Source organism: Arthrobacter sp. 35W (assembly GCF_000482545.1).
GTDB lineage: Bacteria > Actinomycetota > Actinomycetes > Actinomycetales > Micrococcaceae > Specibacter.
Map to the genome: position 1 here is coordinate 450145 of NZ_KI519455.1, position 12974 is coordinate 463118.

The 12974-nt window shown below is 69.2% G+C and carries 11 protein-coding genes; 6 read left to right on the top strand and 5 right to left on the bottom strand.

Annotated elements, in window-relative coordinates; all coding sequences use genetic code 11:
- Positions 1-33 precede the first annotated feature (33 nt).
- From K254_RS0114210 to K254_RS0114230, 5 genes are all read left to right on the top strand, one after another.
- Positions 34-1446, top strand: coding sequence for an isochorismate synthase (locus tag K254_RS0114210; RefSeq protein ID WP_026555930.1), 1413 nt, complete (start codon positions 34-36; stop codon positions 1444-1446).
- Positions 1447-1690: 244 nt separating this feature from the next.
- Positions 1691-2620 (top strand): ABC transporter substrate-binding protein, encoded by a 930-nt coding sequence (locus K254_RS0114215; RefSeq protein ID WP_026555931.1) that lies wholly within the window; start codon positions 1691-1693, stop codon positions 2618-2620.
- Positions 2617-3615: an amino acid ABC transporter permease gene (locus K254_RS23340; protein ID WP_081710147.1), complete on the top strand. Its 999-nt coding sequence runs from the start codon at positions 2617-2619 to the stop codon at positions 3613-3615. Before K254_RS0114215 ends, K254_RS23340 begins: the two co-directional genes overlap by 4 nt.
- Positions 3612-4412 (top strand): amino acid ABC transporter ATP-binding protein, encoded by an 801-nt coding sequence (locus K254_RS0114225; protein ID WP_051389236.1) that lies wholly within the window; start codon positions 3612-3614, stop codon positions 4410-4412. The genes K254_RS23340 and K254_RS0114225 overlap by 4 nt, the downstream gene beginning before the upstream one ends.
- A 173-nt stretch (positions 4413-4585) precedes the next feature.
- Entirely contained in the window at positions 4586-4858 is a 273-nt protein-coding gene (locus K254_RS0114230) for a WXG100 family type VII secretion target (protein WP_155848585.1), read from the top strand.
- A 227-nt stretch (positions 4859-5085) separates the two neighbouring features.
- On the opposite strand, the gene menD is transcribed toward K254_RS0114230, so the two are convergent.
- Positions 5086-7008, bottom strand: a complete 1923-nt coding sequence (gene menD, locus K254_RS0114235; protein ID WP_035750219.1) for a 2-succinyl-5-enolpyruvyl-6-hydroxy-3-cyclohexene-1-carboxylic-acid synthase — start codon at positions 7006-7008, stop codon at positions 5086-5088.
- A 53-nt stretch (positions 7009-7061) separates the two neighbouring features.
- The gene (locus K254_RS0114240) at positions 7062-8048 is read right to left on the bottom strand and encodes an o-succinylbenzoate synthase (RefSeq protein WP_026555935.1); all 987 of its coding nucleotides are present in this window, start codon (positions 8046-8048) and stop codon (positions 7062-7064) included.
- A gap of 76 nt (positions 8049-8124) precedes the next feature.
- Here K254_RS0114240 and K254_RS23345 point away from each other — a divergent pair, with 76 nt between their 5' ends.
- Positions 8125-9030, top strand: a complete 906-nt coding sequence (locus K254_RS23345) for a phosphatase PAP2 family protein (protein WP_035750221.1) — start codon at positions 8125-8127, stop codon at positions 9028-9030.
- A gap of 29 nt (positions 9031-9059) precedes the next feature.
- Here the strand turns inward: K254_RS23345 and K254_RS0114250 are convergent, their stop codons facing one another.
- The 3 genes from K254_RS0114250 to K254_RS0114260 form a co-directional block, all read right to left on the bottom strand.
- A complete protein-coding gene (locus K254_RS0114250) occupies positions 9060-10337 on the bottom strand; it encodes an MFS transporter (protein ID WP_026555936.1) in 1278 nt (425 codons plus the stop codon).
- A 78-nt stretch (positions 10338-10415) separates the two neighbouring features.
- Positions 10416-11234 carry an MBL fold metallo-hydrolase gene (locus tag K254_RS0114255; protein WP_026555937.1) on the bottom strand — a complete coding sequence of 273 codons (819 nt, stop codon included), beginning with the start codon at positions 11232-11234 and terminating at the stop codon, positions 10416-10418.
- Between the two features lie 90 nt (positions 11235-11324).
- Positions 11325-12974, bottom strand: a complete 1650-nt coding sequence (locus tag K254_RS0114260) for a dihydrolipoamide acetyltransferase family protein (RefSeq protein WP_331271237.1) — start codon at positions 12972-12974, stop codon at positions 11325-11327.

A 12974-nucleotide genomic window follows, 5' to 3' on the forward strand; every position in this document is an offset into this window, starting at 1 on the left:
CCGGGGCCTACCGCGGAGTAATCTTGGATCATCATGACTGCGTCCCTGACCACCCTGACAACGGCCCTTGATCCCGCGATGCTGGCGGAGATTCCGGCCGGTTTGCCGGCACATCTTCCAGCAGGTTTCCCAAACGCTCGCCCGGCGGGCGGCCTGGCCGGCTTCTTGGACATCCCTGGGGCGCTGTGCTGGATCCGCCGCGGCGAGGGTCTGGTGGCCTTTGGCGAGGTGGCGCGATTCACAGGCCATGGACCCACCCGCTTCTCCGATGCCGAGGACTGGTGGAAGGCGCTGCTGGCCGCCGGCGCCGCCACCGGACGGGTTGTCGACCACATCAGGATGCCGGGCACCGGCCCCCTGGCCTTCGGCAGCTTCGCCTTCTCCAAGACGTCCGCCTACGACTCGACGCTGATCGTGCCGAGGCTGGTGCTGGGCCTGCGCGAGGGCACCGTGTGGCTGACCCAGCTCAGCATGGATGGAACCCTCCCCACCGCCGGCTCGGCGCACCGTGAACTGGCGGCCCTGCTGGCCGGTGCCCTGACCGCGGACGCCGGTGCCGCACCGGCCCTGGCTGGTCCGGCCGCCGCGTCCATCTCCATGAACGGAAACGACCCCCATCTGGCCACCGGCTCGCTGACCGAGCAGGAGTGGATGGACTCCGTCTCGGCGGGCGTGGCGGCCATTGCCACCTCCGGCCTGGAAAAGGTGGTGCTCGCCCGCGACGTCGTTGCCACCCTGGACTCCCCCATCTCCCGCGGGGCTATTCTGCGCACACTGGCCGACCGCTACAGCGAATGCTGGACCTACGGTGTCGGCTCGCTGGTCGGAGCCACTCCGGAGATGCTGATCAAGGTGGAGGGCAGCCGGGCGCAGGCGCGCGTGCTGGCCGGAACCCTGGACCGCCAGGACGAGCCCGACGGCGCCACGGCCTTTGCCTCCGAGGTTCTGGGCGGCTCGGCCAAGCAGCGCCAGGAGCATGATTTCGCCGTCCGCTCGCTGACCCGGCAGCTGGCCCCCTTTGCCACGGATCTGAGCGTTCCGTCGGAGCCGTTCATCCTGGAACTGCCCAATGTGTGGCACCTGGCCTCCGATGTCAGCGCCGAACTGGCCGGCACCGGCACCCACATGCCGACGTCGCTGGCCCTCGTCGAGGCCCTGCACCCCACAGCGGCGGTCTGCGGCACCCCGCGCGAGGCCGCCGGGGAACTGATCCTGGAACTGGAGAAGATGGACCGCGGCCCCTACGCCGGGCCCGTTGGCTGGCTCGACGGCGCGGGCAATGGCGAGTGGGGCATCGCCCTGCGCGGCGCCGTCGTCGAGGATCCGGTGACGGTGCGGCTCTATGCCGGAGCCGGCATCGTGGAAGCCTCGGATCCAGCGGCCGAGCTCGCCGAAACGTGGGCCAAATTCCGCCCCATGCTGCAGGCCCTGGGCCTGCACACCTAGCCTGGAGGGCAGCGCAGGGCCCTGGGAAGGACCCGGAATGCGGCCAAGAACGGCCAAACCCGCACAGTTCCGGCCGCCGCCAAGGCTGTGTCTGGAATTTCGGACAGGAGTGATTCCAAAGCTCTTGCGGAGGCCCCGGTAAAGTTGTCCAATAGTGAAACGCTGTTTACCGTGATGCACATCACAAGTGGTCGTACACTATTACCTAGCACCTCGCACCGTCCCATGACACAAAGGGTAAAAAATGCCTATCTCATCCAAACTGAGTGTTCGTTTGGCCGCCATCGCCGCCATCGCCGTACTGGCACTGACCGGCTGCACCAATGCCTCCCAAACAGGCGGCACGCCGGGTACCTCGGGGGCAGCGTCCTTCGACCCGTCCACCGTGGCCAAGGACGATGCCCTGGCCGCCATGCTGCCGGACTCGCTCAAGGGCAAGGACACCATCACGGTTGGCTCGGACACCTCATACGCCCCGGCCGAGTTCCTCGGTCCGGACGGCCAGACCGCAGTCGGCTACGACGTCGACTTCGCCAAGGCCATCGCCGCGACGCTGGGCAAGAAGGTCCAGGTGCAGACCGCCGAGTTCACGGGCATCATCCCCGCCCTGGGCACCAAGTACGATCTCGGCATTTCCTCCTTCACGGTCAACCCGGAGCGCCTTCAGGCCGTGAACATGGTCACGTACTTCAACGCCGGCGTCCTGTGGGCCGTCCAGAAGGGCAACCCGAAGAAGATCAGCCTTGACGACATCTGCGGCAAGTCCGTGGGCGTCCAGACCGGCACCGTCGAAGAGGACCCGGACGTCTCCGGCCGCTCCAAGGCCTGCTCCGACGCCGGCAAGCCCGCCATCAACATCGTCACGCTGAAGAACCAGACTGATGTCACCACGCGCCTGGTCAACGGCAGCATCGACGCCATGAGCGCCGACTCGCCGATCATCGGCTACGCCCTGTCCCAGACAGGCGACCAGCTGGAAACCCTGGGCAAGGTCTACGACGCTGCGCCCCAGGGCATCATCATCGCCAAGGAAGACAAGGCTCTGGCCGAGCTCATCACCAAGGTGATGAACAAGCTCATTGAGAATGGCACCTACGGCAAGATCCTCTCCACCTGGAACAACGCCGACGGCGCCATCACCAAGTCCGAGCTCAACCCGGCGGTTTCGAGTTGAGCCAGACCGCAAAACGCGGCAGTTTCGCCGGCCCGGATGACGGAGTGGAGCGCATCAATGCGGTTCCGGTCCGTCACCCGGGCCGGTGGGTCGGGGCCGCCATCATCGTGCTCGTCCTGGCCATCACCGCCCAGTCCCTGATCACGAACCCCCGCTTCCACTGGGACCTCGTGGGCACCTACCTGCTGGACACCCTCGTCGTCCAAGGCATCGGCTGGACCCTGATCCTCACCGTCTCCTCGATGGTCATCGCGATCGCCCTGGCCATCATGCTGGCCTTCATGCGCCAATCCGAGAACCCGCTCTTCCGCTACGTCTCCTGGGTCTGGGTCTGGTTCTTCCGCGGCACCCCCGTCTACACCCAGCTCGTCTTCTGGGGCCTCGTCGCGACCCTGTACCCCAAGATCATCATCGGCGTCCCCTTCGGCCCCGAATGGTTCTCCATGGACACCCAGACCGTGGTCAACGCCACCGTCGCAGCGATCCTGGGCCTGGGCCTGAACGAATCCGCCTACCTCGCCGAGATCTTCCGCGCCGGCCTGAAATCCGTGGACAACGGCCAGATGGAGGCCGCCGAGGCCCTGGGCATGCGCCGCTCCAAGATCATGTGGCGCATCATCCTGCCCCAGGCCATGCGCGTGATCGTCCCCCCGACCGGCAACGAAACCATCGGCATGCTCAAAACCACCTCCCTGGTCCTGGCCGTGCCCTTCACCTACGACCTGACCTTCGTCACGAACACCATCGCGAACCGCATCTACCAGCCCATCCCGCTGCTGATCGTCGCCGCGTTCTGGTACCTGCTGGTCACCTCCGTGCTCATGGTCGGCCAGTTCTACATCGAACGCCACTTCGGCAAGGGCGTGGACAACCTCACCAAGGCCCCCGTCAAACCCGCCGCCGTGGCCGCCGCCGTCGCCCACGCCCACAACCCCGCCGCCCCGGCAGACCCGGAACCGGCGGCCCCGACCAGTGAAGGCGGCACCACGCCATGACCACCACCGCCACCGGCACCCCCGGACGGGCCGGCACCGACCCGCTCGTCAGGATTGAGGGCGTGCACAAGTTCTTCGGCGAGCACCACGTGCTGCGCGGCATCGACATGACCGTCCAGCCCGGGGAGGTGTCCGTGATCATCGGCCCCTCCGGCTCGGGCAAGTCGACCCTGCTGCGCTGCATCAACCTGCTCGAAACGATCTCCGCCGGCCGCATCCAGGTCCGCGAGGACCTCATCGGCTACAAGGAGGTCAACGGGCGCCTGCACGATTTGTCCACGAAGGCCATCGCGAACCAGCGCCGGGAGATCGGCATGGTCTTCCAACGCTTCAACCTGTTCCCGCACAAGACCGCGCTGGCCAACATCATGGAGGCCCCCACCCAGGTCAAGCGCCAGTCCAAGACCGCCGCCCGCACCGCGGCCCTGGAACTGCTGGACCGGGTCGGGCTGGCCGAGAGGGCCAACCACTACCCGTCCCAGCTCTCCGGCGGGCAGCAGCAGCGCGTCGCGATCGCCCGCGCCCTGGCCATGGAACCAGAACTGATGCTCTTCGACGAGCCGACCTCCGCCCTGGACCCCGAACTCGTCGGGGACGTGCTGAACGTGATGAAGGACCTCGCGAAGTCGGGCATGACGATGATCGTGGTCACCCACGAGATCGGCTTCGCCCGCGAGGTCGGAGACACGCTGACCTTCATGGACGGCGGCGTCGTCGTTGAAACCGGCAACCCCCGCCAGATCATCGCCAACCCCCAGCACGCCCGCACCAAGGAATTCCTCTCCCGCGTCCTCTAACACCACCACATCCGGCATGCCGTGTGGATGGGCAGTGCTCCATGGGGAGCGCTGCCCATCGACGCATCCGCCGGGATTCCGATAGGTTCTAGTTAGTCGATCAACCGGAGAAACCGGTTGGACAAAAACCGCACCGGACCTCCCGGCCGCACACACTTTGAAGGGTGAACATCATGGCAAATGGCATCATCGGCAACGATCCCGCAGACATGGCCGACCTCATGGGCAAGCTGGACCACGCCGTGAACGAGATCCACAACCTCACCAACACCCTGGACTCCAAGGCCCAGAGCGTGCGCTGGGAGGGCCAGGACGCCAACAACTTCAAGCACTCCCAGTGGCCGGACCACAAGCGCGGCCTGAAGCAGATCGCCGCACAGCTCGAAGAGGTCAAGAACACCGTCAAGCGCCAGAAGGAAGAGCAGGAGCGCACCTCCTCGCACTAGCCCCAACCGGCGCCCCACGGGGGCGCACGGAGCGCACGGCACGCACCAAGGCCCGCGGAACCAACCGGTTCCGCGGGCCTCTCCGCGGTCATCAGCAAAACTGTGCGACAGAAAACGCCCCAAAACCGGTGGTTTAGGAGCGTCTTCTGTCGCACAGATGCGGGTGGGTGGAGCCAGCGCCGGTCCCAGGCGTCATCGGCCGGCGGCAGGCCGGCCCGGAGACAGCCCTACGCCAGCAGTGCCGCCCGGACCCGCTCGTGCAGGCCGCGCAGCCCCGCCCGCGACGTCTGCACTTCGATGATGCTCCGCCCCTGCACCTCAGCGGCCAGCGCCGCGGACAGTCCGGACACGGTCTGCACCCGCTGGTGCGTCCAGCCGTAGGCCTGGGCCAGCGCGGCGAAGTCGGCCGACTGCGGCGTCCCAAAGAGGCGTTCGACGGCGTCCGTGTAGCCGGCGGCCGCGCCCAATGCGCCGTGTTCCAGCAGCGAGAAGATGCCCCCGCCGCCGTCGTTGAGCACCACCAGCTGTACGTCTGCGCCGCGCTCCCCCGTGCCCAGCAGCAGCGCTCCGGCATCATGGAGCAGCGTCAGATCGCCCAGCAGCACCCGGGTGGGGCGGCCGCTGGCCAAGGCGATGCCTGTCGCCGTGGCCACGGTGCCGTCGATGCCGGCAAGCCCGCGATTGGCGAAGACGGCAGGAACGTCCGCGGATCCAATCCCGTCCGACCCCCCGGACTGCGGAGGGGCCGGCGTGCCGGCCAGGTCAACGTCGCGGATGGGGTTGGAGGATCCCAGCACCAGGTTGCTGCCCGGGTCCGCGGCGGCACGGGCCCAGACGGCCCGGCCAAGCTGCAGCCCGTTGATGGTCGAGGCACCACCAGCATCCGCACCGGCCGCGGCGTCCTCCCAGGCACCATCGGCTTCGGCCGCCAACACCCCATTGAGCGCTGCTTCGGCCTTGGCGGCGGCACTCTGCCACGCCCCAAGCCAGCCGTCCGGGCCGTGTCCGGCAAAGCCAGCCAGCTGGTCCCACTGCGTGAGCACCAGCTCGGGGCGGCGGCCCGGCTCGAACCAGGACACGGGACGCGGAAGGTACAGTGCGCGCTCAATGTCGGTGCGGGCCAACAGCGCGGCCACCGGCCTGGACAGCGTGGGCCGGCCAAAGACCACCACGCGCTCAATCGGGAAGGCGCTGCCCGGACCGAACTGCTCCAACAGCAGCCGGTAGGGGCCCACGGCGTTGGGCCCATAGCGGGCATTGGACGACGGCTCCGCCAGCAGCGGCAGCCCGAGGGTGCGGGCAAAAATCTCCGCCGATGACCCGGCGCCGTGGCCGGCCAGAACCACGGTGCGGTGCTCCGTCCGCGGAACGGCGGGTGCCGTTGGATCCCCGGCGACTGTCTCGGCGAAGTAGTCGGCCAGGATGTTGGCAGCTGCCTCGGCCGCCGAGGTCTGGGCTCCCGGGGCCGCGCCGGCTCCGCCGTCGGGCACCCCGACGCCATCGGTCGTCCCGGCCACGACGGCGTCGGCGCCCGGGGTGGAGTCCGCGTCCGCTGGCTCCGGAGCCTGCCCGGCGTCGGCCGCGGTGCCGGGCTCCGGCCGCCGGGACAGCCAGCCACTGCCGTCCAGCGGCGGCGTCAGCGGATCCCGGAAGGCCAGATTGACCTGCACCGGACCTGCGGGAACGCCGGCCAGCCGGCCCTGCGCTGCGCTGAGGCCCGTGGCCACGGCCGAGGTGGGATCCATGCCGGCCGGAACATCCGTGGCAAAACGCACGTGTTCGCCGAAGAGGTCCAGCTGCATCGTGGTCTGGTTGGCGCCCGTGCCCCGGAGCTCCTCCGGACGGTCGGCCGAGAGCACCACCAGTGGCACACCGGCGTGGTTGGCCTCCATCACCGCCGGCAGCAGATTCCCGACGGCGGTTCCCGAGGTGGTCACGACGGCCGCGGGCGCTCCCCCGCCCAGCGCCAGTCCCAGCGCCGTGAAGCCGGCAACGCGTTCGTCGATCCGGACGTGCACCTCCAGCCGGCCATCGGCCACCGCCTCGGCCAGGGCGTAGGCCAGCGGGGCGCTGCGGGACCCCGGTGCCACCACCACATGCCGGACCCCGGCATTTTCGAGGGCATCGACTACCAGGCGGGCGGAATCCATTGAACCAAGAAAAGTCACGTCCCCATCTAACCACCGCGGCGGTGGGGGCCTCGTCAGCCGGCGGCCAGCACCCGGTGGCAGCGGGCCAGCCGCTCACGCCACCACACGGTCCGCTCGGCCGGGGCGGCATACCGGACCAGCAGGTGCGGATCCGCAGCCACATCGCGCACGGTGATGCCGCCGTCGAGCGCCACCAGGGATTCCTCCACCACATCCCCGGCCATGAGCGCCACCGTCCCCAGCCCGCAGGCGTAGGGCAGTTGGGGCAGCGCGGCGGCCAGGGCGATGCCCGCACGGATGCCCACGGAACTGTCCAGCGCGGAGCTCACCACGGCCGGCAGTCCCGCCTGGGCAACAATCTCCAAGGCCCGGCGCACGCCACCCAGGGGTGCCGCCTTCACAATGATCAGGTCTGCAGCCCCGGCGCGGGCCACGGCCAGCGGGTCGGTGGCCTTGCGCACGCTTTCGTCAGCGGCGATGAGAATCCCCAGCCCCGCGACGTCGCGGCGCACCTGCGCGAGTCCGTCGATGCTGGGCACCGGCTGCTCGGCGTATTCCAAGACGTACGGCGCCAGGGCCCGCAGAGCGTCCACGGCCTCGGGCACGGTCCAACCGCCGTTGGCATCAATGCGGATGGCGGCGTCCGGCAGCGCCGCACGAACCGCTGCCACGCGGGCCAGATCGTCCGCCAGCTCCTGCCCGCGTTCGGCCACCTTGATTTTGACGGTGTGCACGGAGTCGAAGGACGCCAACACCGCCGCCACGTCGGACGCCGGCACGGCCGGAACTGTAGCGTTCACCGGGATCCATTGGCGCAGTGGTTCGGGGAAGCCCTCCCAGCCCGCCTCGATGGCAGCGGCCAGCCAGCGCGAGGACTCCTCGTCGTCGTACTCCACGAAGGGTCCAAACTCCGCCCAGCCGGCCGGACCATCCAACAGCAACAACTCGCGCTCCAGCACCCCGCGGAACTTCACGCGCATGGGCAGCACCACCACATGGGCGGCGTCGAGCAAGTGGTCCAGATCGGGAAGGGCAGCCATGAAATCACTGTACTGCCGTGCATGGCGGCCACCGGTTCCCGGGTTGCTCCCATGTTTATGTGGGAGCCTTGTAGGGATGAGTTCGACAACAGGGACAGCCTCGATGTCCGCACGGCAGGCGGCCCCGCATGCCGTGCTCTTTTGGCTGGGCGCGGTGGCCTCGGTGCTGGGCCTGGTGGCCTGCTATCTGTTCTTCGTCGGCACCACCACCGGGCAGTTCATCGACGAGTCGGCCCTGGCCGAGGCGCCGCGGGTCCAGGCCGTGATCGGCACTCCGGTGGCACAGTTCCTGGATGCGCTCCCGGCCACCTCCGCGGTGATCGCCGCCGTCGTCGTCCTCTTCGTGACACTGGCCCGGCGCCGCTGGAAGGCTGCCGGCATCGCCCTCGCCGCCATGGCCGCTGCCAATGTCTCCACCCAGCTGCTCAAGACGGCCCTGCCGGACAGGCCCGACGTCGGTGTCGCCACCTTGATGTTGAACTCGCTGCCGTCCGGCCACAGCACCCTGGCTGCCTCCGCCGCCGCCGCGGTGTTCCTGGTGGTCTCCCCGCGCTGGCGCCCCGCCGCGGCATTTCTTGGCGGCAGCTACGCAATTGCCTGCGGAGTCTCCACACTGGTCAACCAGTGGCACCGCCCCTCAGATGTAGTGGCTGCCTTCCTGGTGGTCGCGCTGTGGACCCTGCCTGCGGCACTGGTGATCATGCGCACCGGATCACAGTGGAACGTCTGGGCCGGCTACGGCGAGCACTGGGCAGCCTCGCGCTGGTGGCCGGTGCTCGGCCTGCTCCTTGGTGCCGGTGCGGCCGGAGTGGGCTGTCTGGTCCTGGCGCCCGTGCTGCCCGGCACCGCTGCAGCGTCCAGCGTGGTCAACTACTTTTGGGCCGGCGTCGCCCTGATCATGGCCTGCGGCTATCTGCTGACGATGGCGGGGACGCTGCTGCTGGGCGGACAGGCACGACGGCGGCAGCTGCCCACGCGCTGACTGGATCCGGCTGTTCCGGCGGCACTCGTCTAACCTCCCGGCCCGGGCCGCCAGCGCGGCGTCCGCGGCACCCAGTACCAAAGCACCACCGCGGCGGCCAGCCCCAGCAGACCCGTCACGCCAATGCCGATGGAGAGCGTCGCCAGCGCCGTCACAGCTGAGAGCAGCGCCGGTCCGCCGGAACCGCCCAGATCCGAGATGAACCGCCAGATGCCCAGGAACTGGGCCCGGCCGGGCGAGGGCGAATAGTCAGCCCCCAGGGTCATGATCATGCCGGAGCCAATGCCGTTGCCAAAACCAATCAGCAGCGAGACCAACAACAGGGACGTGGCTCCCCCGGTGAGTGGCATCAGCAGCAGCGAAACGCCCATGATGGCCATGCACGGCACCGCGACCCACACCCGCCCCTTGCGGTCCATCACCTTCCCCGCTGGATAGAACACCAGCATGTCGATGGCGCCGGAGAGCCCATAGATCAGCGAGGTGGCCGTGGCATCCAGGCCCAGATGTTCGGCCCACAGCGGGATCACCACCTGCCGGGATGACCGGACGGCACTGACCAGCAGCACCCCCAGGCCCACCGTCAGAAACAGCCGCCCATGCGCTGCGAGGATCGAACGAATGCCCGGACCCGGTGCCACGGGCCTCCCCGAGGCGCCCACCACCGCCGCCGCCACTGTCGCAGCGGCCGCCGTCGTCGAACTTTTCCGCGCCCCTGCCCTCTGTGCCGCTTCCAGATCCGGCAGCCCCCAGGACAACGCACCGGCACCTGCCATCGCCAGCACGGCCACCCAGTAGGCACCTTCCAGCCCCATGAGGTGGATGGCCAGCGCACCGAGGAATGGTCCGGCGAAGATGCCGATCCGCATCACGCCGCCCAGGGTGGACATCGCCCGGGCCCGCAGGGCCACGGGGACAACTTCCGTCAGGAAGCTCTGCCGGGCCAGGTTGAAGACGGCCGCCGAGGCCCCGATGAGGGCAATGCCCAGGGCATAGACCCACAGGTCCTGGGCGGCGATGCACAGCAGCAGTGCCACGATGGACAGCACGGCGGCGCCGACCATGGCGAAGCGTTCACCGTATTTGGCCGTGATGATGGAGGCGGGGATGTTGCTCAGCAGCGAGCCGACGCCCACCAGCGTCAGGACCAGGGCGGCGGCCGCAACGGTGGCACCCAGACCGCGGGCGCTCAGCGCAATGATCGGAAGGATGGCCCCCTCGCCCAGGCCAAAGAGCAGCGAAGGCCCATAGGCGGGAATGGCAATGGACCACAGGCTGAAGCCCTCGCGTCCACTGTCCCGTCCCATCGGGTCCACTCTATCCCCGCCCCAACTAGGTGACAGTTATCGCACATTCTCGGGTCGCAAACGTGCGATAACTGTCACCTAGTTGGGGCGGGAGGAGGTTTCCTTCAGCCGGGTGATGAACCAGCGGGACTGGACGGGGCCGTAGGGCAGCACCGGAATTGCCTTGGTCGCGTCGTCGGGCATCTCCCGCGTGGCCTCCTGGGCCTGGCGGACGGCCGTGGACATCGTGGTGGCCATGGTGTGCACAAAATCGTCATCCACCGGCTCGCCATGTCCGGGCACCAGGAATTCGTAGCGGTGCCGCAGCGCAGAGATCTGGCGCAGCGTCTGCGCCCACTGCGCGGGGTAGGAATCCTCAAAGGCCGGGTACGCGCCATGCTCCACCAGATCACCGGCAAACAGGGCAGTGGGTGTGCCCACCAGCAGATCCCCGTCCGTGTGGCCCAGGCCGAGGTGGAAGAGCGTGGCGGAGAACCCGCCCAGATCCACCAGCACCGGCTGCTCCCCCACCACCGCCGTCGGCAGCACCAGCGCGGTGTTCTCGCCGACGCCGGCGGCCATTTCCGGCTCCAGTTTCGACACCAGCGGCCGCTGGACCTCGGCATGGGCGGCCATGTCCTTCGCGGCGTTCTCGTGCGCCCAGAACTCGGTGGCGCCGTCGGCGGCAAAGACGGCATTGCCGAAGAAGTGGTCGTAGTGGGCGTGCGTATTGACCACGATGAGCGGCAGCTCCGTCAGCTGGCGCACGGCCGCCAGGATCTGCGCACCCTGGCGCGGCCCGCAGCCAGTGTCGACCACCAGCGCGCGGTCCCGCCCCACCACCAGCCCCGTGTTCAGCAGCTCGCCGGGGGTTGCCAGCACATGGCTGCCGGATCCTACATTTCGCCATTGGAGCATGGTCTTCTCCGCTTTCGTCGCCACTGACAGGTCCTGCCCCCATTGTGCCCACTTCGAGGGTGGGCCGTGCGGCGCAACACCCATGTTGCGCTACAGATCGGCCAGGACGCGGCCCGGATCCTCGACGGCGTCGGCCACGAAACGCAGGAATCCCGCCGCCGTGGCGCCGTCGCAGACGCGGTGGTCGAAGGCCAGGGTCAGTTCCACCACCGTGCGCACGGCCAGGGCGCCGTCGAGCACCCACGGCCGCTCAAGGAAACGCCCGATCCCCAGCATGGCCACCTCGGGGTGGTTGATGATCGCGGCCGAGCCGTCCACGCCGAACACCCCGTAGTTGTTGACGGTGAACGTGCCGCCGCCCAGCTCCCGGGGGCCCGCCTTCCCGCTGCGCGCCGTATCGGCCAGCGTGCGGATGGCGCCGTCCAGCCCGCGGGCGCTGAGCTTGTCCGCGCCACGCACCACGGGCACCACCAGCCCCCGGTCCGTCTGCGCGGCGAAGCCCAGATTGACGCCGTCAAAGGCGACCAGCGTGTCCACGCCATCCACGGTGTCCAGCCGCGTGTTCAGCGCCGGGAAGCGGGCCAGCCCGGCCACGGCGAAGCGGGAGATGAAGGCCATCAGCGACGGCGCCTCTCCGTTTTGCGCCTTCAACCGCTGCCGCAGCTCCACCAGGGCCGTGGCGTCCACATCCACCCACACCGTGGCTTCGGGGATCTCGCGCCGGCTCCGGGAAAGGTTTGCTGCCGCGCTGCGGCGAAGCCCGGTCAGGGGTGCGCTGGAGCGCACGCCGAGCCCGGTGCGGGCATCGACGACGGCGGCGGCGGTTGCGGCTGCTGCGCCAGTTGCGGCGGGCGCAGGGGCGCCCGTTGCGGCGGCTGGCAGGCCGGCTCCCGTTGCGGTGCTGGCCACTCCGGCTCCGCCGGAGAGAGCGGCCGCAGCTGCAGGGATGGTTGCAGCCGGGCCGGTCTGCGCGCCGGCCATGGCCTCCGATGGCGCAAGGACGGCGCCCGGCGCGGCATTGGCGCCACCAGGCCCACCTGCAAGGGCCGCTATCGCTGATTCGACGTCGCGGCGCAGGATCAAGCCCTGTCCGCCCGACCCGGCAATCGAGGACAGGGCAATCCCATGGCTTGCGGCCAGCCGGCGCACCAGCGGCGAAACCACCAGGGGCGCCTGCCGCGGCGGGGCCGAGGCTCCGACCCCCTCCGGGGTGGCGGCCAGTGCTTCGGAGCCGGCGGTGGCCGGGGCGGCCCGGGCTGCCGTAGTTTGTGGAGCTGCTGCCGGTGCAGCGGCGGGCTGCCCGGGTCCACGCTTGGCGGGGCGCGTACGCCCCGGTCCGCCGTGGCCCGAGGTGCCGTAACCGATCAGGACATTGCCGGACCCCGCTGCGGCGGGTTCAACTGCGGCGGATTCAGCCGCGGCGGATTCGACCGGACTCGCCTCGACGTCACCGGATTCCACCGCGCTGGGCCCCCCACCGGCACCGGACCCGGCAGAATCCGCAGCCCCCGCCGCGATCGAGATCAGTGGCTTCCCCACCTCCAGCACCTGCCCGGCGCTGCCATGGAGTTCGGACACCACGCCGGCGTACGGCGACGGCACTTCCACTACTGACTTTGCCGTCTCCAGCTCGGCGATCGGCTGGTCCACGCGGATGGAATCGCCCACCTTGACCAACCACACCACCAGCTCGGCCTCGGTCAGCCCCTCGCCAAGATCCGGAAGCATAAACACCTGCAT

Coding starts and splice junctions, on each gene's coding strand:
- K254_RS0114210 (WP_026555930.1), top strand. CDS start 34: ATGACTGCGTCCCTGACCACCCTGACAACGGCCCTTGATCCCGCGATG.
- K254_RS0114215 (WP_026555931.1), top strand. CDS start 1,691: ATGCCTATCTCATCCAAACTGAGTGTTCGTTTGGCCGCCATCGCCGCC.
- K254_RS0114225 (WP_051389236.1), top strand. CDS start 3,612: ATGACCACCACCGCCACCGGCACCCCCGGACGGGCCGGCACCGACCCG.
- K254_RS0114230 (WP_155848585.1), top strand. CDS start 4,586: ATGGCAAATGGCATCATCGGCAACGATCCCGCAGACATGGCCGACCTC.
- menD (WP_035750219.1), bottom strand. CDS start 7,008: ATGGATTCCGCCCGCCTGGTAGTCGATGCCCTCGAAAATGCCGGGGTC.
- K254_RS0114240 (WP_026555935.1), bottom strand. CDS start 8,048: ATGGCTGCCCTTCCCGATCTGGACCACTTGCTCGACGCCGCCCATGTG.
- K254_RS23345 (WP_035750221.1), top strand. CDS start 8,125: ATGAGTTCGACAACAGGGACAGCCTCGATGTCCGCACGGCAGGCGGCC.
- K254_RS0114250 (WP_026555936.1), bottom strand. CDS start 10,337: ATGGGACGGGACAGTGGACGCGAGGGCTTCAGCCTGTGGTCCATTGCC.
- K254_RS0114255 (WP_026555937.1), bottom strand. CDS start 11,234: ATGCTCCAATGGCGAAATGTAGGATCCGGCAGCCATGTGCTGGCAACC.
- K254_RS0114260 (WP_331271237.1), bottom strand. CDS start 12,974: ATGCAGGTGTTTATGCTTCCGGATCTTGGCGAGGGGCTGACCGAGGCC.